This is a genomic window from Stenotrophomonas sp. YJH_SMC_29 (assembly GCF_059371235.1).
The window spans coordinates 39128-64339 of record NZ_JCAFUK010000009.1 but is presented as its reverse complement, the minus strand read 5'-3'; the positions used below and the strand labels follow the sequence as shown (position 1 = coordinate 64339).

Genomic DNA, 25212 nt, shown 5'->3' with positions numbered 1-25212 from the left:
CCGGGCTGCCGCCCGGCACCCGCGGTAGTGCCGGCCGCTGGCCGGCAACCTCAACCCCAACAGCAACAGCAACAGCAACAGCAACATCAAAAGCTGGCTTCCTGTGGGGATGCGGGGTGGGTCCGGTTGCGGGAGACGCCGTAAACCCGTCCGTGCGGGATTGGCCGCGGCATCCATGCCGCGGACACTCCCGCAACCGGACCCACCCCTCCTTCGACAGTTTCCTGTCGTCCGTGGGATCGGATCCCGTTGCTCCGCAACGGGCTTCGACCCCTGTTGATGGGCCATGAGGACGGTCGATCCACGCCATGCGTGGATGGATTTCTGGTTCATCTGTGCCTCACGCGGAGGGCCGATGAAGGTTCATGCTATGAGGCCACGCAACGCACAGGACATCGCATTTCCCATGGCACGGACCCGGGTCGGCATCATCTTCGGGGGCAAGTCTTCCGAACACGAAGTTTCACTGCAGTCGGCGAAGAACATCCTGGACGCCCTTGATCGCGAGCGCTTCGAGCCGGTGCTGGTCGGCATCGACAAGCAGGGCCAGTGGCATCTGAGCGAACCGGCGACCTTCCTGCTGCATGCCGACGATCCGGCCCGCATCGCGCTGCATCGTTCCGGCCTGTCGCTGGCGGTCCTTCCGGGCGCCGAGCAGGCGCAGCTGCAGCCCTCGGACGCGGCCAGCGCCCTGGCGCAGATCGATGTGGTGCTGCCGATCGTGCACGGGCCGCTGGGCGAGGACGGCGCGCTGCAGGGCCTGCTGCGCATGGCCAACCTGCCTTTCGTCGGTTCGCCAGTGTTGGGATCGGCCGTGGCGATGGACAAGGACGTGACCAAGCGCCTGCTGCGCGACGCTGGCCTGAAAGTGGCGCCGTGGCTGTGCATCCGTCGCCACCAGGCGGCGGCAGTCGATGTCGATGCGGTGATCGCGCAGCTCGGCCTCCCACTGTTCGTGAAGCCGGCCAACCAGGGTTCGTCGGTGGGCGTGAGCAAGGTCAAGGATGCGGCGGGCTTTGCCGAGGCGCTGGCACTGGCACTGCGCTACGACCACAAGGTGCTGGTGGAATCGGCGGTGGCCGGCCGCGAGATCGAATGTGCGGTGCTGGGCAACGCGCACCCTCAGGCCAGCCTGTGCGGCGAGGTAGTGGTGCACGACGAGTTCTATGCCTACGACACCAAGTACATCAACGAAGATGGCGCCGACGTGGTGGTGCCGGCCGATATCGATGCCCTCACGCAGGCACGCATCCAGCAGATCGCCCTGCAGGCCTACCAGGCGCTGGAGTGCGCGGGCATGGCGCGCGTGGACGTGTTCCTCACCGCGGGCGGCGAGATCATCATCAACGAGGTCAATACGTTGCCGGGCTTCACCCGGATCAGCATGTACCCGAAGCTGTGGGGCGCCAGCGGCATCGACTACACCACGCTGATCACCCGCCTGATCGAACTGGCGCTGGAGCGCCATGAGGCCGATCGCGGGCTGCAGAGCGCTGTGTAACGTGGTGATCGCCCGCAGAGTCGAGCATGGCTCGACTCTGCGGAAAGCGATGCCGGCCAGCGGCCGGCACTACCGGCTAGCCTCGCTTGCGGAACATCGAGATCACGGCAAGGATCAGGAACACCACGAACAGGATCCAGGCGATGTTCGTTGCGGCGCCGGCAATTCCGGAGAAACCCAGAACGGCGGCGATGATGGCGATGACAAAGAAAATAATGGCGTAGTGCAGCATGGCGCTCCTCGCGGGTGGTCGAGCCTTGGATGGCGTGGGTCCATCCTCCCGATCCAGCGGTGTGCAACCAGTGATGGCGATCTATGCGGCAGATGAAGCCTTCAGCCTGCGCAGCCCTTCTTCGATGCTGACCTGCGGCACGTAGCCGAAGTCACGGCGTGCCGGTTCCATGCTGTACCAGTGCGGCGTGCACAGCTGCTCGGCCAGGAAGCGGGTCAGCGGCGGCTCGCCGCGCAGGCGCAGCAGCGGCCACAGCCGCTCGCAGACGGCGCCGATGCGGTAGGCGGTCTTGAAGCTGATCGCCTTGTCCACCGTCGGCGCACCCACCGCCTGCAGCAGCCTGTTGACCAGCTCGCGCATCGGCAGCGGCTCGCCGTTGGAGATGAAGTAGGCCTTGCCCGCACACGCAGCGCCCGGTGCCAGGGCGTCAAAGGCGAGGAAGTGCGCCAGCGCGGCGTTGTCGATGTAGGTGGTATCGACCTTGTTGTTGCCATCGCCGACCAGGCGCAGGCGCCCTTGCCGCGCACGCTCGGCGAGCCTGGGCACCAGCTGCTGGTCACCGGGGCCCCAGATCAGCCGCGGGCGCAGCGCCACCGTCGCCAGCGCGGCGTCATTGGCCGCCAACACGCGCTGTTCTGCGATCGCTTTGGTGGCCGCATACGGCGCCTGGAAATCTTCCCCGTACGGCACCTCGTCCGCGCCCAGGCCTTCCACCGGATGCGTGGCACGATGGGTCACGCTGGGCGTGGAGGTGTAGACCAGCCGGGTGATGCCATGCGCGCGGCACGCCGCGATGACGTTGTCGGTGCCGACCACGTTGGCCTGGTGGTAGCTGTCATAGCTGCCCCACGCCCCGGCCTTGGCACCGTTGTGGAACACCGCATCGACGCCGGCCACCGCGTGCAGCACCGCCTGTGCATCGGCGAGGTCGCCGCGGATCTGGCCCACGCCGATCGCCTGCAGCGCCGGGTAATGACTGCGGTTGAACGCCAGCACCTGGTGGCCACGTTCGACCAGGCCACGGCACAGCGCCTGGCCAAGGAAACCACCACCGCCGGTGACCAGAATCTTCATGCGCGCTTCTCCAGTTCGGCGCTGGCCCAGACGGCGAGCTTTTCGCGGCCGATCTTGGCGTTGTGACGGATATCGACGGGGAACGCCGGATGCACCAGGAAGTGCTGCAGGCCGGCCTCCGGCAGGCGGGCGGCGGCATGTGCACGCAGCGCTTCCTGCAGCGCCGGGCTGTCGGACTGGCCGCGCTGCAGTTCCACGCACAGCACCGGCACCTGCGCGCCGGCGGCGCCGACGCCGACCAGTGCCGTGCGCGCCACGCCGGCCACGGTGTTGAACACCGGCTCGACCTGCTCGGTGTACAGCGGCCCGCGCGCGGTTTCCACGCGCTGGGTCTTGCGCCCGCAGAACCACAGGCGGCCCTGCGCGTCGAAGTAGCCCACATCACCCATGCGGTGGACGATGCGCGTGCTGCCGTCGTCCAGCGTCTCGCGGATCTTCGCCGCCGCGGTGGCCTGCGGGCGGTTGAAGTAACTGTCGGTGGCGGTCGGTCCGGCCACGGTGATCTCGCCCACTTCGCCGGTGGCCAGCACGCGCGCCTGCGACCACTCCGGCAACGGTGCGTCGTCGATGGCGATGATGCGCACGTCGTTGGGCGCAACCACGCTGCCCACGCAGGTGCCGGCACCGGCCTCGGTCGCGGCACGGGTACGCTCCAGTTCGCGCCCCTCGACCACCGCCACCGGCAGGCACTCGGTGGCGCCGTACGGGGTCCAGAACTGCGCATCGGCCGGCAGCAGGCCGCGGATGGTGGCGACCACATCCGGCGGCACCGGGGCACCGGCCGAGGTCACCCGGGTCACCGTCGGCAGCGGCCGGCCATGCCGCGCCAGCACCCGCATCAGGGCCGGCGAGCCGAACAGCTGGGTCACGCCGAAACGCTGGATGGCGTCGTGCAGGCGGGCCGGGTCAGCCTGCGCCGGCCGGGTCGGGTCCATGTCCGGAATCACCGAGGTCAGCCCCAGCGCCGGATCGAACAGCGCGAACGGCGGGAACGTCGGCAGGTCCACACCGCCCGCTTCCATGCCGAAGGCGCTGCCCAGCAGCTGGATCTGTCCAACGAAGTGGCGGTGGCGGTAGACCACCCCCTTGGGCACGCCGGTGGAGCCACTGGTGAACAGAATCGCGGCCATGTCCTCGCCATCGGTATCGGCCAGCATCGGCCCAGCGCTGGCGCCAGCGCGCTCCAGCGCGGCCAGCGTGGTGCCGCCCCAGCCGAGGCGCCGGCCGACCGTGACCAGGCGGGTGGCCGACGGCGCCCAGCGCAGCACCAGCCGCGCCACGTGCGCCAGCGGAATGCCGATGAAGGCCTGCGGCTGCGCTTCGTCCAGGCACTGCTTCAGCGCACGCCTGTCGATGCCCGGGTCGACCAGCACCGGCACCGCGCCCAGCTTGAACAGCGCGAACATCAGCAGGAAGAACTCCGGCGAGGGCCGCACCATCACGACCGTACGCACGCCGCGGCCGATCCCGTAACCGGCCAGGCCGGCGGCCATGGCATCGCTGCGGGTGTCCAGCTGGCGGTAGTCCAAGGTCACGTCGTAGGCCGCCATGCCATTGCCCGCGCCGCGGCGGCCGGGACAACGGATGGCAATCTGGTCAGGGCGTTCACGCGCCAGTTCAGGCAGGCGCGCGGCAATGTTGCAGGGTCGGTTCATCCGTTCATTGTCGCCGCTTACGGAATTTCTTGCGCGGCGGCCCACTTCGTGGAAAATCCGCTCCCTCGTTCCTGATTCCGACTGCCGCCCGAGGCGGCTTGCCCATGCAACATCCCTGCATGACCTGCGGCGCCTGCTGCACCCAATACCGCGTGGCCTTCCACTGGATGGAATCGGACGAGGTCACCCCCGGCGGCGTGCCGCACCAGCTCACCGAGGTGCTGGACCCGCACCGCCTGTGCATGCGCGGCACCCACTCCAAGCCGGTGCGCTGCGTGGCGCTGGATGCGCAGATCGGCGTGTACTCGCGCTGCACCATCCACCCCAACCGGCCCAGCGTGTGCCGTGAGGTGGATGCATCCTGGGAGTACGGCAAGGCCAGCCCGCAGTGCGACAAGGCACGCATCGCCTATGGCCTGGATCCGCTGACGCTGGCCGACTGGCGCTGGCGCGATGACGCCGACAATGACGACGACCATCCGGACGACAACGGCAACAGCCCGTCCTCACCGCCGCAGGCACCGGTCGCGGCGTAATGGTAGTGCCGGCCCGGGAGCCGATCAGATCGGGTTCTTGTCCAGGAAGGCGCGGATCTCCGGCACCAGCACTTCATGCTTGTCTTCCAGCACGTAGTGGCCGGCGTCCTCGAAGGCATGCACCTCGGCCTGCGGCAGCGCGGCCTGGAAACCCTTCAGGAAGTGGTGGTCGAACACGAAGTCGCGCAGGCCCCAGCCGAGGAAGGCCGGTCGATCCGCGAACGACGGCAGCGCCTTGCCGGCCCGTTCCAGCAGCGACCAGGCCTTGTCGGCCGGCGACAGCGGGATGTCCTGCATGAAGCGGACGGTGCTGATGCGGTTGGCCCAGCTGTTGTACGGCGACACGTAGGCGCGGCGGACGTCGGCCGGCATCCTGCGCTCCACGCCCAGCCACGAGGCGCCGGACGAGAATGCGTTGAAGCTGCGGATGATCCACTCGCCGATCTTCCAGTGGCGGCCCAGCGCGATCTGCCAGGGCATCTTCTTCGCCGCCGGCATCGGGAACGCGGCAGTGTTGAGCACCACGAGGCGCTGGACCTGGGCGTGGTGCGACAGCGCCCAGCCGAAGCCGATCATGCCGCCCCAGTCGTGCACGGCCAGGGTCACCGGGCCGGTGATGCCCAGGTGCTTCAGCAGCGCATCGAGGTCGTCCACGCGCGACTGCAGCGTGTAGTCGTAGCGGCTGTCATCGGGCTTGTCCGACAGGCCCATGCCGATGTGGTCCGGCACGATGCAGCGGTACCTGTCCGACAGGCCGGCCACCAGCGTGCGCCAGTAGTAGCTCCACGACGGGTTGCCATGCACCATCACCACCACTTCGCCGTCGCGCGGGCCTTCGTCGAGATAGTTCATCGACAGGCCCGGGCGGACCTCGAAGCGCTGCGGGTGGGCGGGGTAACCGGGAAGCTGGGACATCGAATCGCACCTGTAGAAAGGGCCGGTAGAACCGGCCCCTGGACACTTGGAAAAATCATCGCTGCCCATCGTGCAGCAGGTCAGCGGTGACTTTTTTACCAGACCACTTCAGCCATCGAGCAGTTCAGGCCCGAGCCAATGCCCAGAAGCGCGATGCGATCGCCCTTCTTCAGCTTGCCCAGCTGCTTGAGCTTGCTCAGCACGATCGGCACCGAGGCCGGGCCGATGTTGCCGTGCTCGCCGAAGATGGTCATGACCTTCTTCGGGTCGATGCCGAAATTCTTGATGAACGCGGCGGTGTGCGGCTGGCTGACCTGGTGGATCACGAACTGGTCCAGTTCTTCCACGGCCCAGCCGAGTGCGATCTTGGCGGCGCTGAAGGTCTTCTGCGCCAGCTTGATGCCTTCGATCAGCAGCAGGCGGGTGTCGGTCACCATGCGGTCCAGGTTGCCCAGGCACAGCTGGTTCCACTCGGTGGCCGAGCGGGTCACGCCGCCCTTGTAGCGCGGGGCATCCGGCACCAGCTCCGAGCGCGCCATCACCATCGCGGCGGCGCCCGAACCGGTGGTCAGCGCGGCCAGCTCGTTGCGGAAATCATCGGCGGTGACGTCCGGGGCGGTCATGCGCTCCAGAGTCTTCTCGTACACCAGGTTGGCGGTCTCGCCATCCACCACCAGCGCGTAGTCGATATCACCGCGCTCGATCATGCGCGCGGCGATATCCATGCCATTGATGAAGGCCAGGCAGGCATTGGCGACGTCGAAGGTCATGCATTCGTCGCTGACGCCGAGGTTGCCCGACACGATGGAGGCGGTGGACGGCTCCAGGTAATCGCGGCTGACCGAGGTGTTGACCAGCAGGCCGACCTGGGTCGCGGTGATACCCGCGTCTTCCAGCGCCTTGCGCCCGGCCATGGTGGCAGCGTCCGAGGCCAGCACGCCGTTGTCCCACAGGCGGCGGGCGTGGATGCCGGCGATGTCGCCGAGCACATCGGTGCGGATACCCAGGCGATCCAGCGTCGGCTGCAGCCGCTCGTTGATTTCCTTGGTCGTCAGCGTATGCGGCGCGTCGACGTGTGCCAGGCCGGCGATCGAGACATTCTTGAAGAGCATCGAGGTTAGCGCCAAGGCTCAGGCAAAAGGGGGCGCTATTCTATAACCCCCGGGCTTTCACCGCATCTTTACGAATTCAGCCTTGGCCGTATGGTGAAGCGTTCAGCGCGGCGGGCACTGGAACGCTGCAAAGCGCTGGCTGCCATCGGCGGGGGCCGCAGCGGCCTGCACGGCATTGGCGCCGGCGCTGGGGGCCTCGTTGCGGGCCAGCGTTTCCAGCTCTTCCTGCACCCGCAGCGGGTTGCGGTTGTAGAAGCCGACCTTGCTCTTCACGGTGACCACCACCTCGCCCTTGGCGATGCAACCGGCTGGAACCGGGCCCGCCGGCAGCACGCGGGTCGCCTTGCCGGCCGGTTCGATCGGCACCCAGGTACAGGCGGTGACGGTGAGCAGCAGGGAGGAAAGCAGCAGAACGCGCATGGGCAGATCCTGGAAGGGTATGGGGGGATTCTGCCTGAACAGCCTGAATCGGGGGTAGCCGGGGCTCTGACCCCGGATGCATGACGGGGTTGCCGGCCAGCGGCCGGCACTGCCTGGGGAGGCCTGCCCGCCGGGGCGGGCAGGCACATCCCTTATTTCTTGACCGGGTTGCCTTCGGCGTCGATCACCGTCACCTCGCCCAGGTTCAGCGCACGCACCGCCGCTTCGGTCTGCTTGAGATCGCCCACCACCACCCAGGTCAGGGCCTGCGGCTTGATCTCGGCAGCGGCCTGCTGCACCTGCGCCGGGGTCATCGCTTCGATCTCGGCCTTGCGGCGCAGCACATAGTCATCCGGGCGCTTGAACTGAACGATCGAACCGATGGTGGCGGCCACCGCGCTGGCGGTCTCGTAGGCACCGGGCAGGCTCAGGGTCTGGATGTTGCGGATGCGGTTGACCTCGGCCGCGGTCGCCGGCTTGCTGCCATCGGCGAACGCGGCGATTTCCTTGCGCATCTCGGCCATCGCCGGGCCGGTCTTGTCGATCTGCACCGGCGCGCTGGCCATCCACGGGCGCTGGCCCACCGAGTTGACCGCGCTGCTGCGCGCACCGTAGGACCAGTGCTTGTCCTCGCGCAGGTTCATGTTCAGGCGCGAGGTGAAGTCGCCACCGATCACCCCGTTGGCAATGTCGAAGCGGGTGGAACTGGACGCACTGGACGGCGGCACCACCTGGCCGGCGAACAGGTTGGCCTGCACCGCACCCGGCTGGTCGATCAGGAACACGCGCGGGCCCTTCGGCAGTGCGACATCGGTGGCCGCCTTCACCTGCGGCGCATCGCCTGCCGCCTTCCAGTCGCCCAACTGCTTGTCCAGCAGCGGCACGATCTCGGCCAGCGTGGTGTCGCCGACCACGATCAGGGTGCCGTTCTGCGGCCGCAGCCAGTCGTGGTGGAAGTCGACCAGGTCCTCGCGGGTCAGGCCGTTGATCGCCGCCTCGTCGCCACTACCGGTGAACGGAATGGCATACGGATGGCCCTTGCCGTACAGCAGCGGCGGCAGCACGCGCATCGCCACCGCACCGGGGTTGACCTTCTCCTGCTGGATGCCGGCGATCCAGGTCGCCTTGACCCGGTCGATCTCGCCCTGCTCGAAACGCGGCTCACGCAGCAGGTCGCGGTACAGCGCCAGCGACGGTGCCAGGTTTTCCTTCAGCGCCGACAGGTCCACGCTCATCGAGTCCAGGCCGGCCGAGGCATCCAGGCTGGCGCCCAGTGCGTCAGCGGCATCGGCGAAGGCCAGCGAGCCCAGCTTGCCGGCGCCTTCGGTCATCAGGCTCATGGTGAAGTTGGCGGTGCCCGGCTTGCGGCCCTGGTCGGCACTGAAGCCGCCCGGGAACTGGTAGCTGAACTGCACCACCGGGATCTCATGGCGCTCGGCCAGGATCACCTGGGTGCCGTTCTTCAGCGTGGCGCGCTGCAGCGCCGGGAACTTCAGCTGCGGGAACTCGCGGGTCTGCGGCACGCCGGCCTTGCGGTCGACCTGCTCCGGCAGGGTGCTGTACTTGGGGTCCACCGCCGGTACGTTGAAAGGCTTCGGCGCCTGGCTGGGATCTTCCTTCAGCGCCACGCGTTCACCCGGTGCGATCACCAGGGTGTGGCTGCCCTTGTCCAGCCACTGCGCGCCCAGGCGGCTCAGGTCGGCAGCGCTGGCCTTCTCGATGCTGGCCAGCGAGGTGCGGAAGCAGCCCGGGTCGCCAGTGAACACTGCGCACTCGGCCAGTGCGTCGGCCTTGCCGCCGAAGCCACCGATGCGCTCGATGCCGCGGATGAAGCCTGCGCGGGCACCGGTCTTGGCCCGCTCCAGCTCGGCCGCGGTGGGGCCCTGCTTGATCAGCCGGTCCAGTTCCTCGTCGATGATCTTCTCGACCTTGGCCGGGTCCTGGCCCTGCTTGACCGTCGCCATGATCACGAAGTTGGAGCCCAGCTGCGACGTCGACAGGCCCGACGCGATGCTGTCCACCAGCTTGTCCTGGTGCTGCAGGCGCTGGCTCAGGCGGGACGACTTGGCACCGCCCAGCACCTGCGCGAACAGCTGCAGCTGATCGACCTCGGTGGTGCCGACCTGCGGCACGTTCCAGGCGCGGTAGATGCGCGCCTGCGGCACCTTGTCGGTCATCGTCTCGCGCGTGTCGGCGCTGCGCTTGGCCACGTTCACGGCCGGCTGCGCCATGGTCGGGCCGGCCGGGATGCTGCCGAAGTACTTGGCGACCTTTTCCTTGGCGGTGGCCAGATCGATGTCGCCGGCCAGCACCAGCACCGCGTTGTTCGGGCCGTACCAGGTGCGGAACCAGGTCTTCACGTCATCCAGCGACGCCGCGTTGAGATCGTTCATCGACCCGATCACGCCGTGGTGGTACGGGTGGCCTACCGGGTACAGCGCCTTGTTGAGCTGGTCCCAGGCCTGGCCGTAGGGCTGGTTCTCGCCCTGGCGCTTCTCGTTCTGCACCACGCCGCGCTGCTCGTCCAGCGCGGCCTGGTCGATCGCACCGACCAGATGGCCCATGCGGTCCGATTCCATCCACAGCGCCATGTCCAGCGCGGTGGTCGGCACGTTCTCGAAATAGTTGGTGCGATCGGTGTTGGTGGTGCCGTTCTGGTTGGTGGCACCCACCTGCTTGAACGGTTCGAAGAATTCGCCGTCGTGGTTTTCGCTGCCCTGGAACATCAGGTGTTCAAACAGGTGCGCGAAGCCGGTACGGCCGGCCGGTTCATCCTTGCTGCCCACGTGGTACCAGACGTTGACCGCAACGATCGGCGCCTTGCGATCGGTATGCACGATCACGCGCAGGCCGTTGGGCAGGGTGAACTGCTCGTACGGGATATCGACCTTGGCCGGTGCCGCTGGCTTGGCGGCGAGCGCATGGGTGGGCGCGAGCGTGCCCAGGGCGGTGCTGAGGGCGACGGCCAGCAGTGCAGCGCGCGGGCGAAGGGCGAGAGACATATCCGGATCCTTGGTCACGAAGGTGAACCCCGATCCTAGCCTGCGCGCGCGGCGGCCGGAATCGGTCACCAGTCACTGGGGGTGTTCGCCCCCAAGGCCCTCCGCTCCCGGCCCGATCGGCGTGCCTGGCCCGTCACATGCGCCGGCTGAAGACGTCCGGACTGTGTCCGTGGCGCGACGAATGGACAGGTGTCCGCCCAGCGGACACTTTTCGGATGCCGAAAAACCCTTTCAAATCAATAACTAAAAGTTGGCACGCGGATTGCTTGGTACTTCCTGCGCCAGGAAGGGCTTCAGACAAAAGCTGACTGAAGAATGAACAAATGCAGGAAATCGAAAATTTCTCTTGCATGCCCAGAATTGGTGTACTACCTTACTACCACACCACCGCTCAACAACACTAAACAGGCCCCGTCATGAACACCAAGACCATTGCCATCGCCATCGCCCTGATCGCCGGCACCGCGGTTGTTTCGTCGGTGCAGGCCTCCGAATCCATCAAGACCCTGGCCACCGTGCAGGTTCGCCCGGCCGCCGACCAACTGGCCCAGCAGGCCTGGGAACAGGCCAGCGGCATCCCGACCCTGGCCACCGTGGAAGTGCGCCCCAGCGCTGACCAGCTGGCCGAGCGCAACGGCTACGTCGCCGCCCCGGTCGCCGCCGCGATGCCGATCACCACCCTGGCCTCGGTGGAAGTGCGCCCGAGCCTGGAACAGCGCGTCGCCCTGGCCGCCGAACTGGAAGCCCAGCGCTACGCCGCCACCCTGGCCGCCGCCGCCACAAACGTCGCCAACTCGGTCATCGTCAACCTGCCGGCCCTGCAGGTGCGCCCGAGCGCTGCCGACCTGCAGGCACTGGCCACCGAAACCGCCCAGGTCCTGCTGCGCCCGTAAGCGGTGCCGCCCTGCCCAGCGCAGGGCGCGCGCCGTAAAGCCGGCCGCCGTCGCAGGTACACTGCGCCGATGAATGCCGCGCCCCCGTTCCACGTGATCCTGTTCCAACCGGAAATCCCGCCCAACACGGGCAATGTGATCCGGCTCTGTGCCAACACCGGCGCGCAGCTGCACCTGGTCGAGCCGCTCGGCTTCGCACTGGAAGACAAGCAGCTCAAGCGCGCCGGCCTGGACTACCACGAGTACTCGCGCCTGCAGGTGCACCCCGACCTGGACACCGCGCTGGCGCGGATCGCACCGAATCGGTTGTTCGCACTCAGTACCCGCGCCAGCGTGCGCTACGACAGCGTGGCCTTTGAAGAGGGCGATGCGTTCCTGTTCGGCCCGGAAAGCCGTGGCCTGCCGCAGGACGTGCTCGATGCACTGCCGGATGGCCGCCGCCTGCGCCTGCCGATGCGGCCGGGCAACCGCAGCCTCAATCTTTCCAACACCGTTGCCGTGGTGATGTACGAGGCGTGGCGGCAGCACGGGTTTGCCGGTGGGGCGTAGCTCACGTGTGTCACTTTCTTTGCTCGCGCAAAGAAAGTAACCAAAGAAACGCGCCGCCATCGGCGAGCCGGTGCTGCGCACCGGTACCCTTGCGCTCCTCGGCTCGCTTCAAGGCGGACCCGACAGCCGCGCGCTACAGGCTGTCCTTGAACACTCGCGGCAGTTCCGTCCGGTGCGCGGTTCGGTACACCGATCGCTCGCCTGCGGATACGCTGCTGGGCAATGCCGGCCAGCGGCCGGCACTACCGGTGCACTCAGAACGCGTTGATGCCGGTCAGTTCGCGGCCGATCACCAGCTGGTGCACGGTCTCGGTGCCTTCATAGGTGATCACCGATTCGAGGTTCAGCGCGTGCCGGATCGCCACGTGTTCGGTGGTGATGCCAGCCCCACCGAGCAGATCGCGACACTCGCGGGCGATGTCGATCGCCATGCGGCAGTTGTTCCACTTGGCCAGGCTGACCTGCTGCGGCTGCAGCTGGCCGGCTTCCTTCAGCCGGCCCAGCTGCAGGGCCAGCAGCTGGGCGGTGGTGATGCGGCGGGCCATTTCCGCCAGCTTGATCTGCGCGCTCTGGGTGGCGGCCAGCGGGCGGCCGAACAGCACACGCTCCTTGGCGTAGCCCAGCGCTTCATCCAGGCAGGCGATGGCCGCGCCGATCGGGCCCCAGCTGATGCCATAGCGGGCCTGGGTCAGGCAGCCCAGCGGCCCCTTCAGGCCCTTCACGTTCGGCAGGCGGTGGCTGTCGGGCACGCGCACGTCATCGAAGAACAGCGCACCGGTCAGCGATGCGCGCAGGCTCATCTTGTGCTTGATTTCCTGCGTGGTGAAGCCGGCCATGCCCTTCTCCAGCACGAAGCCCTGGATACCGTCCTCGGTCTGTGCCCATACGATGGCCAGGTCGGCCACCGGGCCGCTGGTGATCCACATCTTGCTGCCGCTGATGCGCCAGTCGCTGCCGTCGCGCACCGCGCGGGTCTTCATGCTGGCCGGGTCGGACCCGCCGTGCGCCTCGGTCAGGCCGAAGCAGCCGATCAGCTCGCCGCGTGCCATCGCCGGCAGCCACTGCTGGCGCTGTTCCTCGCTGCCGTACGCGTAGATGGGATACATGCACAGCGAGCTCTGCACCGAAACGAAGCTGCGCAGGCCAGAATCGCCGCGCTCCAGCTCCTGGCAGATCAGGCCATAGCTGACCGCGCCGAGGCCACCGCCACCGTATTCGGCCGGCAGTGTCGCGCCGAGCAGGCCCAGAGACGCGATCTCCGGCACCAGCTCGGCGGGGAAACGGGCCTGGTCGAAGGCATCGCCGATGATCGGCAGCACGCGCTCGTTGGTGAAGCGGGCGACGCTCTCCTGCACCGCGCGCTCTTCCTCGTCGAGCAGGGAACGGACATCGAACAGATCGTACGGATGCAAAGCCATGGCACTCACGCGCAGTCAGGACCGGGCCATTGTCGGTCATCCGCACAGCGCGTGCCGGCCAGGGTCGGCACTGGCAGGGCTGCGGCACTACGCTGCATTGCAGCAATCCGGGCGTGAACATCGCCGATCTAGCTCGATCACGCGCGGCCCGGTACCCTGACACATTCAAACAACCGTTTCGCCCGTGGCTGCACGCGCGATTCCCAGGCACCGCCGGTGGCCCCGATGCCGGCCCTACCCACGAGTCATGCAATCGATGAGCGCTGAAGCCAACGCCCTGCCCCCGCGTGAAGTAATGGAGTTCGACGTGGTGATCGTCGGCGCCGGCCCCGCCGGCCTGGCCACCGCGATCCGCCTGCGCCAGCGCGCGATCGAAGCCGGCCGCGAACTGTCGGTGTGCGTGCTGGAAAAGGGCTCCGAACCGGGCGCGCACGTGCTGTCCGGCGCGGTGATGGATCCGCGCGCGCTGGCCGAACTGTTCCCGGACTGGGCCGAACGCGGCGCACCGCTGAAGCAGAAGGTCACCCGCGACGAGTTCCTGTTCCTCAGCGAGACCGGGTCGCGCAGCACGCCCAATGCGCTGCTGCCGGAGTGCTTCCACAACGAAGGCAACTACATCATCAGCCTGGGCGAAGTGACCCGCTGGCTGGCGCAGCAGGCCGAGGCGCTGGAAGTGGCGATCTTCCCCGGCTTCGCCGCCGCCGAGGTGCTGTACGGCGACACCGGCGAAGTGATCGGCGTGGCCACCGGCGACATGGGCATCGAGAAGGGCGGCAGCATCGGCCCGGCCTTCGAGCGCGGCATGGCGCTGCACGCCAAGTACACGGTCTTCGCCGAAGGCGCGCGCGGCCACCTCGGCCGCCAGCTGATCGCCCGCTACAAGCTGGACGAAGGCAAGGACCCGCAGGCCTACGGCATCGGCATCAAGGAACTGTGGCAGATCGACCCGGCCCGGCATGAGCCGGGCCTGGTGGTGCACGCCGCCGGCTGGCCGCTGGACAGCGACACCTACGGCGGTGCGTTCCTCTACCACGCCGAAGGTGGCAAGGTCGCCATCGGCTACGTGGTCGGCCTGGACTACAAGAACCCCTGGCTGAGCCCGTTCGAGGAATTCCAGCGCTTCAAGACCCATCCTGATATCCGCAAGCACCTGGAAGGCGGTACCCGCATCGGCTACGGCGCGCGTGCGATCACCGCCGGCGGCCTGCTGTCGCTGCCGAAGACGGTGTTCCCCGGTGGCGCGCTGGTCGGTTGCGAGGCCGGTTATCTCAACGCCAGCCGCATCAAGGGCAGCCACGCCGCGATCAAGACCGGCATGCTGTGCGCCGACGCCGCGTTCGACGCGCTGGCCGCCAACCGCCAGCACGATGAGCTGAGCGCCTATCCGAAGGCCTTCGAAGCCAGCTGGCTGTTCACCGAACTGCAGCAGGCCAAGAACTTCAAGCAGTGGTTCAAGAAGGGCCAGACCGTGGCCACGCTGATGACCGGCGTGGAGCAGTGGCTGCTGCCGAAGCTGGGCGTGCGCAACCCGCCGTGGACGCTGCACCGCACCCAGCCGGACCATGCCTGCCTGGAGCCGGCGGCCCAGCACACCCGCATTACCTATCCGAAGCCGGACGGGGTGCTGACCTTCGACCGTCTCAGCTCGGTGTTCCTGAGCAGCACCAACCACGACGAGAACCAGCCCAGCCACCTGACCCTGAAGGACCCGAGCATTCCGGTGAAGGTGAACCTGGCCGAGTACGCCGGCCCGGAAGCGCGCTACTGCCCGGCCGGCGTGTACGAGTTCGTTGGCGAAGCCGACAACGCACGCCTGCAGATCAACGCGCAGAACTGCGTGCACTGCAAGACCTGCGACATCAAGGACCCGACCCAGAACATCGTTTGGGTGACCCCGCAGGGCGGCGGCGGCCCGAACTACTCGGGCATGTGATCGCCCCGGGCTGCGGCTGCGTGTCGCAGCCCGGCCACTGCAGCGCACCGCTATCCTGCCCGGCCATGCGTGTCTCCCTGCTCACCGCCCTTGCCTGGGCCCTGCTTGCCACGGCCTGCCAGCGCCCGCCTGCGCCACCGGCCACGCCGGAACAGGCCCGGCAGCAGGCCATGCAGCGCGCGTTCGAACTGTGCGCAGGCTGCCACACCGTGCAGCCCGGCGGCATCCACCGCTTCGGGCCGAACCTGCACGGCGTGATCGGCCGCCGCGCCGGCAGCCTGCCCGACTACGGCTATTCCGAGGGCATGCGCCGCGCCGACATCACCTGGACCGCGCAGACCCTGGATGCCTTCCTGCAGTCGCCCACCCACGTGGTGCCCGGCACCCGCATGTACAACGCCTTCCCCAGCCCCGAACGCCGCGCGCTGGTGATCGCCTACCTGCAACAGCAGTCGGCTCAGTGAGCCAGTCGCTGCAGCTGATGCTGCAGCCGGGCCACGAACGCCGTGACGGCGGCGAACAACGGTGCCGGGTCGGCCCCGCCCGCATCCTGCAGGCGCTCGACCAGCGCGTTGGCCTGCCCGGCCAGTGCCGTCGCTCCGATCGCCCCGAGGCCGCCGGCCTGGCGATGCAGGTGCCGCGCCGCGGTCTCGCGGTCACCGGCCTGCACGGCGCGCAGCACGGCCGCGAGGTCGCCCTCACTGGCCTGCAGCAGGCTGTCGCGCAGCTGTTCGGCCACCGCACGCGAACCGTAGCGCTGCTGCAGGGTGGCCAGGTCAGGCAGCGCATCACCGTCGTCGGCGGCATCCTCCTGTACGGCCGCGTCGAACGACTGGCCCTGCGCCTGCGGCAGCCAGCGCAGCAGCGCGGTGCGCAGCGTGGCCAGCGACAGCGGCTTGGCCAGCACCTCGTCCATGCCTGCCTCGCGGCAGCGGCGCGCATCGTCGTCCAGCACGCTGGCGGTCAATGCCAGCACCGTCAGTCGCGGCTGCCCGGTGCGACCCTCGCGTTCGCGCAGCAGGCGGGTGAACCCAAACCCGTCGAGTACCGGCATGCGGCAGTCGGTAATGACCAGGTCGAAGGACTCCGATGACAAGCGGTCCAGCGCCTGCTGGCCGTCGCCCAGCAGCACATAGGGCACGCCCAGTTGCTGCAGCCGCCACGCCATCATCGCCTGGTTGGTGGGGTGATCCTCGATCACCAGCACCCGCGCCTGGCGCAATGCGGCGGGCAGCAGCGCGGTCTGGTCCTGCTCGGCCAGCAGCGCCGCCGCGTCCTCGCTGCCGGCCTCGACCAGCGAGACCCGCACTTCGGCGCGCGTGCCTTCGCCCAGCGTGCTGTGCAGGGTCAGTTCGCCCTGCATCATCTGCACCAGGCGCTGGCAGATGCTCAGGCCCAGGCCGGTGCCGCCGTGGTCACGCTGGATGTAGGCGCCGGCCTGGGTGAATGGCGCGAACAGGTGCTGCAGTTGTTCCGGTGCGATGCCCATGCCGGTGTCGGTCACGCTCAGGCACAGCGGCTGCACACCGTCCTCGCTGGTCGGCCCCAGCACCTCCAGCTGCAGGCGCACCTCGCCCTGGCTGGTGAACTTGATGGCATTGCTGAGCAGGTTGAACACGATCTGGCGCAGCCGTACGCCGTCCACTTCGTGGGCCGGCGCCAGATCGGGATCGATCTGCACGTGCAGCGCCAGGCCACGCGCGCTGGCCTGCGCGGACAGCAGGCGGCACACGCTTTCCAGCAGGGGCCGCAGCGGTTGCGGCACCGGCTCCAGGCGCAATGCACCTGCTTCCAGCCGCGAGTAATCGAGGATGTCGTCGAGGATCTGCCGCAGCATCTGCGCCGAATCCTCGATCACGCCGAGGATGCGCTGCTGCTCGCTGTCCAGCGGCGAGTGCGCCAGCACCTCCAGCATGCCCAGCACGCCACTCATTGGCGTGCGGATCTCGTGGCTCATCGTGGCCAGGAAACGCGATTTGGCTTCCGCAGCCTGCTCGGCCTCTGCCTTCGCCGCCGCCAGCGCATCGGCCTGCATCCGCGCTTCGGTCACATCCACCCAGTAGCCGCTCCAGATCACCGCGCCCTCTTCGGCGGCATAGGGGTGGGCCTGGCTGCGCACCCAGCGCGTGCCTTCCTCATCGCTGCGCAGGCGGAACTCCAGGACCAACGGTGCGAACTGGCGCGCGGCCTGCTCGATGGAATGCAGGATGTGCGCGCGGTCGTCCTGCTCGATGCGTTCCAGCAGCAGCTTTGCATCCTGCTCGGCCTGCTGCCGGGTGATACCGAACAACGCCGGCAGGTCGCCGGCAATGAACGGGAAACTGAGCGTGCCATCGGCATCGCGACGTGCCTGGTAGACCACCGCCGGCAGGTTGTCGGTCACCTCGGCCAGGCGCTGCTCCAGCTGGCGGCGTCCTGCCACCTCACGGCGCAGGCGCCAATGGCCGACGCCATGCACCAGCAGCGCGGTCAGCAGCACCAGCAGCACCGGCACGCCCCACCGCAGCACGTTGCTCCAGTCGACACCGTTGCGGTACTCCACCCCCAGCCAGGCGTTGCGCAGGGCCTCGCGCTTGCGTGGGGTCATCTGCAGCAGCAGGCGATCGAAGGTGGTGGCCAGCGCCCCGTGGCGGCGATCCACGGCCAGCACCAGCTGGTCGTTGAAGCCGGCCGGTGCCGCCACCTGCAGCCGCCCCGGGAAACGGCTGCGCAGCAGGTGATCCACCACGGCAAGGTTGCCGATGTACGCATCGGCTTCGCCATCGAGCAGGCGCTGCAGTGACTGTTCGGCGCTGCGTGCAGCGATGATCCGCGCCTGCGGTGCCTGCTGCAGCACGTAGCCGCGCACACGCTCCGGGTCGGACAGCAGCACGCGCTTGCCCTGCAGGTCGGCCAGGTCCAGCAGCGACTCGCCATCGCTCCTGACCACAATCACGTTCGGCACGCTGATGAAGGGCTGACTGAACACCCAGTCCGGGCCCAGGTAACGTGAATCGACAGGAATGCCCATCACCGCCTGCAGCTCACCGCGGCGGGCCTTCTCGCGTACCTCGTACCAGTCGTGGCTGTCCTCGACCTGCAGGTTGGCGCCAGCCTGCATCAGGCGCTGCAGGTATTCGCTGGCCAGGCCGCTGGGCCGGCCATCCTCGCCGGTGAACGACAGCGGCGCGGCATTCGGGGCGAAACCGATCTTCAGCGGCTGCTCCAGCACGCGCTTCTCGGCCTGGCTCAGCGCCAGCTGCGCCGATGCCGACCAGTGCGGCGGAGACAACCAGCGTTGTGCCAGGGCATCGCGCTGGGCCTGGCTGGTGGCCGCCAGCGCCAGGTCCAGGGCTTCGGCCAGGGGTTGCTTGCTGTTGGGAATGCCGAAGTGCAGCCGCTCAGGGGGCAGGTCGCTCGGCCGCAGCAGCGCCACGCCCTGCAGGCGCCGGCTGGCAATCAGCTCGGTGGCGACAAATGCATTGCCGATGTAGACGTCGGCCTTGTCGTCTATGACCATCTGCAACGCGCTCAACGTGTCGCTTGCGACAAGCTGGCGGGCACGCGGGAATCGGGCGCGCACCTGCGGACCGGTCAGGAAATCCTGCTCGATCACGACCCTCAGCCCATCCAGGTCCGGCATGTCGGAGGCACGCAGGTCATCGGGCCGGCCCACCAGGGCGAGCGGCGCCTCACTGTAGGCCGCGGTATAGACCATGCAGCGGGTGCGGTCGGCACTGAGACCGACATTCATCACCACGTCGATCTCGCCACGGCATGCCGCATCCAGCACGGATGTCCAGTCGGGATAGCGGCGCGCCTCGACCTTCATGCCGAGCTGGCGTGCAAGATGCGACAGGTAGTCCGGTCCCAGACCGACCTGCTGGCCGTCACGGAGGGACTCGAAGGGCGGCCAACCGCTGTCATACTGCCCGACAACGATGGTCGGATGCGCCACCAGGTATTCGCGCTGCAACGGGCTGAGCGGCAGCAGCCCAGGGACCGGCTGTGCCTGGGCCACGGGCAGGGCCAGCACCGCCAGCAGCAGGAGCAGCCCGCGAACAGCCCACCTACGCATCTGCGTCGATCTCCTAGAATCCTGCCAGGGACCGCGATGGTCGCGGTCCGGCGTGCCCGATGGCCATACTAGAGCATGAGCTTGCGCATCATCATCGCAGACGATCACCCGGTGGTCCGCATCGGTACCCGCGCCGTCATCGAGTCCAGCGGCGTGGGCCGCGTGGTCGGCGAGGCCGACAGCGCGCAGGCACTGATGACCCTGCTCGCCGACCAGCCCTGCGACCTGCTGGTCACCGACTACTCGATGCCGGGCAGTCCGCAGGCCGATGGCTTCGCCATGATCGGCATGATCCGGCGCCGCCACCCGGACCTGCCGGTGCTGATGCTCAGCGTTTCCAGCAACCTCGCGATCCTGCGCATGGTGCTCGACAGTGGTGTGCTCGGCCTGGTCGACAAGAGTTCGTCGATGGACGAGCTGCCGCAGGCGATCCAGGCGGTCTACCGCGGCCAGCCCTACATCAGCCGCAGCCTGCGCGAGCGGGTGGAGGCAGCCGGCAGCTGGCGCATGCGCGAGGGCGACGGCAAGCCGCTGTCCCCGCGCGAGGTGGAGGTGCTGCGCCTGCTCGGCACCGGCATGACAGTGAAGGAGATCTCGCTGCTGCTGCACAAGAGCGTCAGCACCATCAGCCGGCAGAAGGGCGATGCGATGCTCAAGCTGGGGTTGAAGGGCGATGCCGAATTGTTCGACTACCTGCGTGACGGGAAAATCTGAGACGCGATTCACATAATCGCCCCGACAACAATGCGAGGTCGAAGGAATCGACCGGCGCATGTCCGGCCGCCAGCCGCGTCGCCGTGGACGCGGGCCGCCAGCGGGCAGGGCCTGGCGCTCGGCAGCGGTGCGGTGCAGGGCGCGCCTGACGTGCTGCAGCCGCAGCAGGAGACCCCGCGGGAGCCGGCGCGGCAGGCCCAGAGGCGATGGGCGTCTGACATGCCAACGCCTTGGCAGAGAAGGGAGGGGCCACCTCCGCGTGGCCTTTTCCCTTTCTGCCAGCTGAGCGGCCGAGGCCGCTTTCAGCCTTGCTTCATGCCACCTGCCGCTAGATGAATGCGCAAGCCGCACGGTGGCCCAGGCAATGTTCCGGCAATGTTGGAACGCCAGCGTGGACATCACGGCAGCCGGGGCGCCCCGCGCCCTCCCTGCCCAGCGTGGCATGCACCTCACAGGAGAACGAATCATGCTCAGTACTTCCACACTCAGCTTCCGTGGTCTGGCGATGGCGCTGGCACTGGTGGCCGGTGTCGCCGTGGTCAGCGATGCCAGCGCGATGTCGAGGAAGGACAAGCGCACCCTGGTCGGCGCCGTGGTCGGTGGCGTGGCCGGCAACCTGCTCTCCAACGGTGATCCTGCAGCCACCGTCGGTGGTGCCGTGGCCGGCGGCGCGATCGGCAATCTGACCACCTCCGACCGCCGCGACCGTCGTTATTACGACAATCGCTACTATGACAACCGCTACGACCGCCGCTACGATCGTGGCTACTACCGCAGCGGTTACTACGACCGCGGCGACGACCGCCGCTGGCAGCGCGAGCGCTACTACGACAACCGCTACTACCACGACCGCGGCCGCCATCGCGGCTGGTAAGCCGCGCGGCATCCTCCACGCGGCTGCACGGACGGGCGGGTCGGTGACCCGCCCGTTTGCGTTGGCCGCGCTCATGGCGTTGAATGCGCAGCCTTGGATGTGACTTTCCCCTCTCGGGCTGCGGCATGACGTCTCCCTCCCACCGCGTGCAGGGCCTCAACAACGACGAGGTGGCTGCCGACTGGCCACCGATCAGCGCGGCGGACATCGCGTGGCTGCGCCAGCGCTACCCACAGCTGGACAGCGGCAGCCAGCCGCGCTGGCACAGCCCGCGGCCGCTGTCGGCTGCCGCCATCGTCAGCGGCGCGAACGGGGCGGTGTTCGTCAAGCGCCATCACCACAGCGTGCGCAGCGCGACGTGCCTGGAAGAAGAGCACCATTTCATCGCCCATCTCGCTGCGGCGGGCGTACCGGTGGTGCAGGTGCTGCCAGCGGCCGATGGCCGCACCGCCGTCGAGCACGGCGAGTGGACCTTTGAACTGCATGCCGTCGGCGCGGGCGATGACCTGTACCGCGACGCGGTGTCGTGGTCGCTGCTGACCGATGTCGCCCAGGCCCGCGAAGCCGGGCGCGCACTCGCACAGCTGCACCGTGCCGCCGCCAGCTACCATGCGCCCCAGCGCAGCACCCATGTGCTGGTCGCGCGCGATGATCTGATCCGCGCCGACGATCCGATCGCGGCGATCAAGGCAGGACTGCATGAGCGTCCCGGGCTGGCCCGCTATCTCGCGCGCATTCCCTGGGAGGCGCAGCTGCAGCGCGACGTACTGCCGTGGCACGCCGGGCTGGCCGAGCGCCTGCGCGCCGAGCCACGGCTCTGGGCGCATAACGACTGGCATGTCTCCAACCTGCTGTGGCGCGACGGGCAGGTCAGCACCGTGCTGGATTTCGGCCTGGCTTCGCCCACCAGCGCACTGTTCGACCTCGCCACCGCGATCGAGCGCAACGCGGTGGCGTGGCTGGAACTGGAACGCGGCAGCGAGGCCGTGCGCCTGGACATCGCGCTGGCGCTGCTCGAGGGCTATCGCCAGGTGCTGCCGCTGTCGGCGGCACGCGCGCACCTGCTGGCCGACCTGCTGCCCATGGTCCATTTCGACTTCGCACTGTCCGAAGTGGAGTACTTCGAGGGCATCACCGGCTCGACCGCGAATGCCGACGTGGCCTGGCAGCCTTTCATGCTGGGCCATCCGGCGTGGTTCCATACCGCCCCGGGGCAGGCACTGCTGCAGGCCCTGCACGCCGCCGCGTGACCCGATTGGGACACCGTTGGGGTCAGATCCCTTTCCTGCGGAAAGGGATCTGACCCCGGGTGGCGCTCGCAAATCCGTACCATTTGTAGTGAAATGGTCACCTGAAGCGGGGGTGCCTGGATCTGCCAGGCTGAGAGAGTCCCTTGGAACCTGATCCGGTTTGCACCGGCGTAGGGAGCTTTGAGCCGCAGCCACACCCCCATCATGGGCCGGTGCACCTGCGCGCCGTCGCTTCGTCTCCCTTGTTGTCCGAAGACGAATCGAATGAACCGCTGCCTTCGCCCCACCCTGCTCTCCCTCGCCCTCTGCGCCGCGCTGCCGCTGCATGCCAGCGAGGCCGAGTCCACCACCGATGCGGCTGCCGCTGGTGCCGAACGCTCGCCGACCGAACTGGCGGCGGTGCGCGTGCAGGCGGGCAAAGCGAAGGCCGATACCTCGCGCGTGAATGCCTTCGGCGGCGGTTCGTGGAAGGACACGCCGGCGTCGGTGAACGTGCTCGAGCGCGATTACCTCGACCGCCGCCAGGTACGTTCGCTGTCCGAGCTGGCCAGCAACGATGCCTCGCTGGGTGATGCCTACGCGCCGGTGGGCTACTACCAGAACATCGCCATCCGCGGCTTCGCACTGGACGCGGCCACCGGCTACCGCTTCAACGGGCTGTCCATCGCCGGCGAACAACGTCTGGCGCTGGAGAACGTGCAGTCGGTGGAGATCCTCAAGGGTGAAGCCGGGCTGGCGGCAGGCGTGATGGCGCCGGGCGGGATCATCAACTACATCGGCAAGCGCCCGACCGAGGTGCGCACCGCCACGCTCGGCACCGATTCGGAAGGATCGCGCTACGCCGCTGTCGACGTCGGTCACTGGATCACCCCGCGCTTCGGCCTGCGCCTGAATGCCGCGTGGGATTCCAGCAATTCCTATGTCGAGCACGCCGATGGCCGCCGCAACTTCTACGCGCTGGCCGCCGACTGGCTGATCGGCGAACGCGGCAAGCTGGAGGTGGATGCGAACTACCAGACCAGCGCGCAGCGTTCGGTGTCCGGCTACCAGCTGCTGGGCGCGCGCGACCTGCCGCGCGGTGTCGACCGCGAACACCTGCTGGGTTACCAGCCGTGGCAGCGCCCGGTGGACATCGCCAGCACCAACATCACCGCCCTGCACACCTACGATTTCAATGACGCCTGGCAGTCGCGCGTCTCGGTCGGCCACAGCCGCTCGGTGATCGATGACAACGTCGCCTTCGCCTACGGCTGCTACTACGCCACGCAGTGCGCCGATGGCAGCGTGCCGGGCAATTACTTCGCGCCGAACGGCGACTATGACGTCTACGACTACCGCAGCCCGGACGACACCCGCCGCAACCAGCAGGCCCGTGCCGAGCTGCGCGGGCGCTTCCAGACCGGCAGCGTCGGCCACCAGCTGACCGTCGGTGCCGACTACTTCCGCCGCACCGTGGACAGGCGCCCGAGCGTCAACGAGTACGTCGGCACCACCAACATCCACGATGCGCCGGTGCCGGTATTCGAGCCGTCGCCGAAGATGCCGGGCCCGTCCGCGCGACGCCTGGACAGCCGCCAGACCGCGTTCTTCGCGCTGGACCGGATCAGCTTCGGTGATGACTGGCAGTGGTTGGCCGGTGGTCGCTTCGTGCGCCTGGACGAGCGTGCCTACGACAAGCGTGGTACGCCGCAGCGGCACAGCCGCCTGTCGCGTTTCCTGCCGCAGACCGCGGTGGTGTGGAAGGCCACCGACCAGCTCAATGCCTATGCCAGCTACGTGCGCGGCATTTCTCTGGGCCAGGAAGCGCCGTTCTGGACCAGCAATGCCGACACCTTCCTGCCGTCGGTGCAGTCGCGGCAGCTGGAAGTGGGCGTGAAGTACGTGCCGGTCGAGGCGCTGACGCTGGGCGCGGCCGTGTTCCGCATCTCGCAGCCGTACCAGTACGCCAAGCCGGACGGCAGCGACGTCGGCTACACCTTCGTCGAGGAAGGCACGCAGACCCACACTGGCCTGGAGCTGACCGCCAACGGGCAGCTGACCGATGCACTGCAGATCGTGGCCAGCGCCAGCGTGCTGCAGGCGCGCGCGCGCGACACCGGCACGCCGGCCTATGAAGGCCATCAGCTGGTGAACGTGCCGAAGCTGCGCGCCAGCGTGCACCTGGCCTACGCGCTGCCGTTCGTGCAGGGCCTGGATGTCACCGGCGGCTGGCGCTATGCCGGTGCCAACGTGGCGCGTGCCGACGGCGGCGTGCGTGCACCGGACTACTCGGTGTTCGATGCGGGCCTGCGCTTCCAGCATCGCCTGCACGAACGCGCAGTGACCTGGAACCTATCGGTGGACAACGTGTTCAACCGCTTCTACTGGCGTGATACCGGCAGCAGCGGCGGTGACTACTACGTGTTCCCTGGCGCACCGCGACAGGCCCGCCTGTCGGTGACGTTCGCGTTGTGAGCAGCGTGATGCTCGAGTGGAGCGCCGCGCTGTGCAGCATCCTCGGCGTCTGGCTGATGGCCCGCCGCCGGTTGTCGGCGTGGCCGGTGGGCCTGCTGTCGGTGGCGCTGTATGGCCTGGTGTTCGCCGAGGCCAAGCTGTACTCGGACACGCTGCTGCAGGTCGCCTTTGGTGGCTTCCTGGTCTACGGCTGGCTGAACTGGCGGCAGCACGCGACCGACGAGGGCAGCATCCGCATCGTACCGCTGGCGCGCGGAACGCTGCTGCGCGACCTGGCCATCGGCCTGTGTGGTGGCGTGGCGCTGGGCGCGGCCATGCACACCTTCACCGATGCCGCGCTGCCCTGGCTGGATGCGATGCTGACCGCGCTGAGCCTGGTCGGCCAGTGGTGGCAGGCACGCCGCCACGTCGCCTGCTGGTGGGTGTGGATCGCGGTGGACGTGGTTTACGTCGGCGCGTACCTGTTCAAGTCGCTGCACGTGACCGCCGCGCTGTACGTGTTCTTCCTCGGCCTGGCCGTGTTCGGCCTGCGCGCATGGAGCGCGGCCGCGCGCGAGCCACAGGTGGCAACGCAATAGAGCCGCGCCATGCGTGGCTGTTGCGGGCAATCGGCACGCCATCCA

At 68.2% G+C, this 25212-nt stretch carries 20 protein-coding genes and 1 riboswitch; of the genes, 11 read left to right on the top strand and 9 right to left on the bottom strand.

Annotation, left to right across the window (positions count from 1 at the left end; genetic code table 11):
• The first annotated feature begins 406 nt into the window (after nucleotides 1-406).
• Nucleotides 407-1501, top strand: a complete 1095-nt coding sequence (ddlA, locus tag AC5P9I_RS11575) for a D-alanine--D-alanine ligase (protein ID WP_049470081.1) — start codon at nucleotides 407-409, stop codon at nucleotides 1499-1501.
• Nucleotides 1502-1577: 76 nt separating this feature from the next.
• On the opposite strand, the gene AC5P9I_RS11570 is transcribed toward ddlA, so the two are convergent.
• The 3 genes from AC5P9I_RS11570 to oleC form a co-directional block, all read right to left on the bottom strand.
• Nucleotides 1578-1733, bottom strand: coding sequence for a DUF1328 domain-containing protein (locus AC5P9I_RS11570; RefSeq protein ID WP_005407633.1), 156 nt, complete (start codon nucleotides 1731-1733; stop codon nucleotides 1578-1580).
• Between the two features lie 81 nt (nucleotides 1734-1814).
• On the bottom strand, nucleotides 1815-2807 hold the full coding sequence (gene oleD / locus AC5P9I_RS11565) for a 2-alkyl-3-oxoalkanoate reductase (RefSeq protein ID WP_049470041.1): 993 nt from the start codon (nucleotides 2805-2807) through the stop codon (nucleotides 1815-1817).
• Complete coding sequence (gene oleC / locus AC5P9I_RS11560) at nucleotides 2804-4462, bottom strand: olefin beta-lactone synthetase (RefSeq protein ID WP_049470044.1); 1659 nt, start codon at nucleotides 4460-4462, stop codon at nucleotides 2804-2806. The genes oleD and oleC overlap by 4 nt, the downstream gene beginning before the upstream one ends.
• 104 nt (nucleotides 4463-4566) lie before the next feature.
• Here oleC and AC5P9I_RS11555 point away from each other — a divergent pair, with 104 nt between their 5' ends.
• A complete protein-coding gene (locus AC5P9I_RS11555) occupies nucleotides 4567-4998 on the top strand; it encodes a YkgJ family cysteine cluster protein (RefSeq protein ID WP_029380125.1) in 432 nt (143 codons plus the stop codon).
• A gap of 24 nt (nucleotides 4999-5022) precedes the next feature.
• Here the strand turns inward: AC5P9I_RS11555 and AC5P9I_RS11550 are convergent, their stop codons facing one another.
• The 4 genes from AC5P9I_RS11550 to AC5P9I_RS11535 form a co-directional block, all read right to left on the bottom strand.
• Nucleotides 5023-5913 carry an alpha/beta fold hydrolase gene (locus AC5P9I_RS11550; RefSeq protein WP_049470050.1) on the bottom strand — a complete coding sequence of 297 codons (891 nt, stop codon included), beginning with the start codon at nucleotides 5911-5913 and terminating at the stop codon, nucleotides 5023-5025.
• 95 nt (nucleotides 5914-6008) lie between these two features.
• Complete coding sequence (locus AC5P9I_RS11545; protein WP_010487115.1) at nucleotides 6009-7025, bottom strand: 3-oxoacyl-ACP synthase III; 1017 nt, start codon at nucleotides 7023-7025, stop codon at nucleotides 6009-6011.
• Nucleotides 7026-7127: 102 nt separating this feature from the next.
• Complete coding sequence (locus AC5P9I_RS11540; protein ID WP_005407628.1) at nucleotides 7128-7445, bottom strand: DUF4156 domain-containing protein; 318 nt, start codon at nucleotides 7443-7445, stop codon at nucleotides 7128-7130.
• A gap of 152 nt (nucleotides 7446-7597) precedes the next feature.
• The gene (locus AC5P9I_RS11535; protein ID WP_049470052.1) at nucleotides 7598-10447 is read right to left on the bottom strand and encodes a M16 family metallopeptidase; all 2850 of its coding nucleotides are present in this window, start codon (nucleotides 10445-10447) and stop codon (nucleotides 7598-7600) included.
• A gap of 416 nt (nucleotides 10448-10863) precedes the next feature.
• Here AC5P9I_RS11535 and AC5P9I_RS11530 point away from each other — a divergent pair, with 416 nt between their 5' ends.
• A complete protein-coding gene (locus AC5P9I_RS11530; protein ID WP_049470054.1) occupies nucleotides 10864-11340 on the top strand; it encodes an XAC0231 family protein in 477 nt (158 codons plus the stop codon).
• A gap of 69 nt (nucleotides 11341-11409) precedes the next feature.
• Nucleotides 11410-11889: a tRNA (cytidine(34)-2'-O)-methyltransferase gene (locus AC5P9I_RS11525; RefSeq protein ID WP_049455011.1), complete on the top strand. Its 480-nt coding sequence runs from the start codon at nucleotides 11410-11412 to the stop codon at nucleotides 11887-11889.
• A gap of 254 nt (nucleotides 11890-12143) precedes the next feature.
• On the opposite strand, the gene AC5P9I_RS11520 is transcribed toward AC5P9I_RS11525, so the two are convergent.
• A complete protein-coding gene (locus AC5P9I_RS11520; RefSeq protein ID WP_049470057.1) occupies nucleotides 12144-13307 on the bottom strand; it encodes an acyl-CoA dehydrogenase family protein in 1164 nt (387 codons plus the stop codon).
• A gap of 256 nt (nucleotides 13308-13563) precedes the next feature.
• On the opposite strand from AC5P9I_RS11520, the gene AC5P9I_RS11515 reads away from it, so the two are divergent.
• Together AC5P9I_RS11515 and AC5P9I_RS11510 are read left to right on the top strand one after the other, a co-directional pair.
• On the top strand, nucleotides 13564-15240 hold the full coding sequence (locus tag AC5P9I_RS11515) for an electron transfer flavoprotein-ubiquinone oxidoreductase (RefSeq protein ID WP_049470061.1): 1677 nt from the start codon (nucleotides 13564-13566) through the stop codon (nucleotides 15238-15240).
• Between the two features lie 65 nt (nucleotides 15241-15305).
• Complete coding sequence (locus AC5P9I_RS11510; protein WP_049470065.1) at nucleotides 15306-15704, top strand: c-type cytochrome; 399 nt, start codon at nucleotides 15306-15308, stop codon at nucleotides 15702-15704.
• Here AC5P9I_RS11510 and AC5P9I_RS11505 read toward each other — a convergent pair.
• The gene (locus AC5P9I_RS11505) at nucleotides 15698-19297 is read right to left on the bottom strand and encodes an ATP-binding protein (protein ID WP_130768360.1); all 3600 of its coding nucleotides are present in this window, start codon (nucleotides 19295-19297) and stop codon (nucleotides 15698-15700) included. The genes AC5P9I_RS11510 and AC5P9I_RS11505 overlap by 7 nt on opposite strands.
• 75 nt (nucleotides 19298-19372) lie before the next feature.
• Here AC5P9I_RS11505 and AC5P9I_RS11500 point away from each other — a divergent pair, with 75 nt between their 5' ends.
• The 5 genes from AC5P9I_RS11500 (at nucleotide 19373) to pnuC (ending at nucleotide 25167) form a co-directional block, all read left to right on the top strand.
• A complete protein-coding gene (locus AC5P9I_RS11500) occupies nucleotides 19373-20011 on the top strand; it encodes a response regulator (RefSeq protein ID WP_235645020.1) in 639 nt (212 codons plus the stop codon).
• Nucleotides 20012-20477: 466 nt separating this feature from the next.
• Nucleotides 20478-20885: a glycine zipper 2TM domain-containing protein gene (locus tag AC5P9I_RS11495; protein ID WP_049416597.1), complete on the top strand. Its 408-nt coding sequence runs from the start codon at nucleotides 20478-20480 to the stop codon at nucleotides 20883-20885.
• Nucleotides 20886-21010: 125 nt separating this feature from the next.
• Nucleotides 21011-22135 carry a phosphotransferase enzyme family protein gene (locus tag AC5P9I_RS11490; protein WP_049470070.1) on the top strand — a complete coding sequence of 375 codons (1125 nt, stop codon included), beginning with the start codon at nucleotides 21011-21013 and terminating at the stop codon, nucleotides 22133-22135.
• A gap of 98 nt (nucleotides 22136-22233) precedes the next feature.
• A riboswitch (TPP riboswitch) is annotated at nucleotides 22234-22329 on the top strand.
• 70 nt (nucleotides 22330-22399) lie between these two features.
• Entirely contained in the window at nucleotides 22400-24589 is a 2190-nt protein-coding gene (locus AC5P9I_RS11485) for a TonB-dependent siderophore receptor (RefSeq protein ID WP_049470073.1), read from the top strand.
• An 8-nt stretch (nucleotides 24590-24597) separates the two neighbouring features.
• Nucleotides 24598-25167, top strand: coding sequence for a nicotinamide riboside transporter PnuC (pnuC, locus tag AC5P9I_RS11480; RefSeq protein WP_049470085.1), 570 nt, complete (start codon nucleotides 24598-24600; stop codon nucleotides 25165-25167).
• Nucleotides 25168-25212 lie beyond the last annotated feature (45 nt).

Coding starts and splice junctions, on each gene's coding strand:
- ddlA (WP_049470081.1), top strand. CDS start 407: ATGGCACGGACCCGGGTCGGCATCATCTTCGGGGGCAAGTCTTCCGAA.
- AC5P9I_RS11570 (WP_005407633.1), bottom strand. CDS start 1,733: ATGCTGCACTACGCCATTATTTTCTTTGTCATCGCCATCATCGCCGCC.
- oleD (WP_049470041.1), bottom strand. CDS start 2,807: ATGAAGATTCTGGTCACCGGCGGTGGTGGTTTCCTTGGCCAGGCGCTG.
- oleC (WP_049470044.1), bottom strand. CDS start 4,462: ATGAACCGACCCTGCAACATTGCCGCGCGCCTGCCTGAACTGGCGCGT.
- AC5P9I_RS11555 (WP_029380125.1), top strand. CDS start 4,567: ATGCAACATCCCTGCATGACCTGCGGCGCCTGCTGCACCCAATACCGC.
- AC5P9I_RS11550 (WP_049470050.1), bottom strand. CDS start 5,913: ATGTCCCAGCTTCCCGGTTACCCCGCCCACCCGCAGCGCTTCGAGGTC.
- AC5P9I_RS11545 (WP_010487115.1), bottom strand. CDS start 7,025: ATGCTCTTCAAGAATGTCTCGATCGCCGGCCTGGCACACGTCGACGCG.
- AC5P9I_RS11540 (WP_005407628.1), bottom strand. CDS start 7,445: ATGCGCGTTCTGCTGCTTTCCTCCCTGCTGCTCACCGTCACCGCCTGT.
- AC5P9I_RS11535 (WP_049470052.1), bottom strand. CDS start 10,447: ATGTCTCTCGCCCTTCGCCCGCGCGCTGCACTGCTGGCCGTCGCCCTC.
- AC5P9I_RS11530 (WP_049470054.1), top strand. CDS start 10,864: ATGAACACCAAGACCATTGCCATCGCCATCGCCCTGATCGCCGGCACC.
- AC5P9I_RS11525 (WP_049455011.1), top strand. CDS start 11,410: ATGAATGCCGCGCCCCCGTTCCACGTGATCCTGTTCCAACCGGAAATC.
- AC5P9I_RS11520 (WP_049470057.1), bottom strand. CDS start 13,307: ATGGCTTTGCATCCGTACGATCTGTTCGATGTCCGTTCCCTGCTCGAC.
- AC5P9I_RS11515 (WP_049470061.1), top strand. CDS start 13,564: ATGAGCGCTGAAGCCAACGCCCTGCCCCCGCGTGAAGTAATGGAGTTC.
- AC5P9I_RS11510 (WP_049470065.1), top strand. CDS start 15,306: ATGCGTGTCTCCCTGCTCACCGCCCTTGCCTGGGCCCTGCTTGCCACG.
- AC5P9I_RS11505 (WP_130768360.1), bottom strand. CDS start 19,297: ATGCGTAGGTGGGCTGTTCGCGGGCTGCTCCTGCTGCTGGCGGTGCTG.
- AC5P9I_RS11500 (WP_235645020.1), top strand. CDS start 19,373: ATGAGCTTGCGCATCATCATCGCAGACGATCACCCGGTGGTCCGCATC.
- AC5P9I_RS11495 (WP_049416597.1), top strand. CDS start 20,478: ATGCTCAGTACTTCCACACTCAGCTTCCGTGGTCTGGCGATGGCGCTG.
- AC5P9I_RS11490 (WP_049470070.1), top strand. CDS start 21,011: ATGACGTCTCCCTCCCACCGCGTGCAGGGCCTCAACAACGACGAGGTG.
- AC5P9I_RS11485 (WP_049470073.1), top strand. CDS start 22,400: ATGAACCGCTGCCTTCGCCCCACCCTGCTCTCCCTCGCCCTCTGCGCC.
- pnuC (WP_049470085.1), top strand. CDS start 24,598: ATGCTCGAGTGGAGCGCCGCGCTGTGCAGCATCCTCGGCGTCTGGCTG.